This is a genomic window from Pontibacter qinzhouensis, assembly GCF_008017455.1.
Lineage (GTDB): Bacteria > Bacteroidota > Bacteroidia > Cytophagales > Hymenobacteraceae > Pontibacter > Pontibacter qinzhouensis.
The window spans coordinates 1-2,122 of record NZ_VRTY01000200.1 but is presented as its reverse complement, the minus strand read 5'-3'; the positions used below and the strand labels follow the sequence as shown (position 1 = coordinate 2,122).

Sequence of the window (2,122 nt, the reverse complement as noted above, 5' to 3'; positions counted from 1 at the left end):
TCCAGACTGCTTGTTCCAAGGTAGCAGGTTTTCATGAGCTTTACGAGAAGTTCCTTCAGAAAATCACCATTGCCGGCAGAAGCCAGAGTTGGATAATCCGGCTCATACTGGTTCAGCGTCACTTTAGGTGAGGCGTACAAAATCAGCCTTCACCTAGTAAAAGAAGGGATGGAAACGGCCTTACTTTTACCAGCTGAATTTGAAGTATTGGATACTTGTGTCAGCGAAGCATCTGTTACGATGTGTCTGATTTTTACCGCTCCTGTTGGCTATTGCCCTGTCTGCGGTGCCCCGAGCAGCCATGTGCACAGCCTCTACCAGCGGAGCGTGCGGGACCTCTCCATGAGTGGCAAAAAGGTGACACTGCTGCTTTGCTGCCGCAAGTTCTTCTGTGAACAGGGAAGCTGTCCCAGAAAAATATTTGCCCAGCAGGAAGTGGGCTAGCTAAAGCCGTATGCCCGGCGGCTGGAGCGGGCAACGCAACAAATCCTGGCCATTGGGTTGGAAATGGGCAGTAAGCCGGGCGCGAGGATTTGCTGCCGGACTGGTTTTCCTATCAGTGCCTCCACGGTGCTGCGCATTATCAAAAAGTCTCCTGAAGAGGAAGTGCTTACTCCTACCGTGTTGGGTGTGGATGACTTTGCTTTCCGGAAAAGGGAGGCCTACGGCACTATACTGGTTGACATGGAAAAAAGACAGCCGGTGGATTTGCTGCCGGACCGGGAAGGGGGAACGCTGGAGAAATGGCTCTCTGAGCATCCGGGGGTTACTATCGTCAGCCGGGATCGCTCCTCTGTCTACGCCCATGCCATCAGCAACGCCTGCCCTGAGGCCACGCAGGTTGCTGACCGCTGGCACCTGCTCAAAAACCTGGGAGAGAACACGGCCCGGTTTCTGGACACGCAGCGGGCGCTTCTCAAAGAAGCAGCCCTGGAAGTATCTAATCCCTTGGCTCCGCCAGAGCCAGTTACCACAGTAGCAACCCCAGATGTTTCTATGCAGCCTCAAACAGCCGGAATGGAGCAACATCAAGAAAAGCGGCAGGCTGATTTTGAACAGGTCAAGCAACTGCAGAGCCAGCAATACGGCCTCAGAACGATTGCCCGCCATCTGGGAATCTCCCGTAACACAGTCAGAAAATACTTTGACCTGCAGACTTTTGTGCCCAAAGCCCAACCAAAGCGCAGTAATTTGCTGGAATACGAAGCTTATCTGCGCCAGCGCTGGCAAGAGGGGGAGCAGTGTGCAAAGTCCCTGCTGAAGGAAATCAAGGCCATGGGCTACAACGGTTCCTATACAGTTCTTACTGAGCTGCTGACTACTTATCCCAAAGATAGGATACTCGGAAGCCTGCCGCCTGTCCGAAAAGGGATGAACATCTCGGGTCGCAGCCTGAGTATTGCGCTTTGCCAGCCGGAGGTAGACTGGAGAGAAAAGGATAAACCCCTGCTTACTAAGCTACTGGAGAAAAGCCCACTGCTCAGGCAGCTTTGGGAACTGAATCTGGAATTTAAAACCATGATGGAGCGGAAAATGGGAAACTGCTTGGAGAGTTGGTGTGAAAGAGCTTTACAACACGCCTGTTTCAAGAGCTTCGTGCAGGGGATCCGGCAGGATTTCGAGGCGGTCCGCCAGGCGATGACTTCCCAGTGGAGTAACGGTCAAACGGAAGGACAGGTCAACCGGCTCAAGAATATCAAACGACAGATGTACGGCAGGGCTAGCTTTGCTCTGCTGCGCATCCGCGTCTTGGCAAGAACAGGATAATCTCTCACCTAAAGTGACGCTGATCCAGCATCACCGGAATATCTACCTTCTCCTACAAAGACTACCGCAAAGGGGCCCAACAGCAGCAGATGCGCCTGGAAGCGATGGAGTTTATCCGCCGCTTTTCGCTCCATATCCTGCCCAGGGGCTTTGTCCGCATACGCCATTACGGCATACTCAGTGGCACCAGCAAGGCGACCGCTATTCCGGCCATCAAAGAGCAGCTGCCTGAGGAGAAGAACCGGAAGGTGAAGCGGCGGGAGTTGGAGGAGTACAATCCGCTCCTGTGCCCCTGCTGCAGAAAAGAAACGATGGTCACCCTGCAGGTGCTGCCCAAGCGAGGGCCGCCGCAGGG

At 54.0% G+C, this 2,122-nt stretch carries 1 protein-coding gene and 2 pseudogenes; all 3 read left to right on the top strand.

The window, feature by feature from the left end; genetic code table 11:
* Window positions 1-168 precede the first annotated feature (168 nt).
* On the top strand, window positions 169-444 hold the full coding sequence (locus FVR03_RS23985; RefSeq protein ID WP_147924303.1) for a transposase family protein: 276 nt from the start codon (window positions 169-171) through the stop codon (window positions 442-444).
* Window positions 445-459: 15 nt separating this feature from the next.
* Window positions 460-1,767: pseudogene (locus FVR03_RS23980) on the top strand (ISL3 family transposase); the annotation flags it as partial.
* Window positions 1,768-1,808: 41 nt separating this feature from the next.
* Window positions 1,809-2,122 (top strand): annotated as a pseudogene (locus tag FVR03_RS25285) (transposase); the annotation flags it as partial.

What these genes read in the sequence shown, in the direction of transcription:
- FVR03_RS23985 (WP_147924303.1), top strand. Translation starts at nt 169, where the DNA reads ATGGAAACGGCCTTACTTTTACCAGCTGAATTTGAAGTATTGGATACT.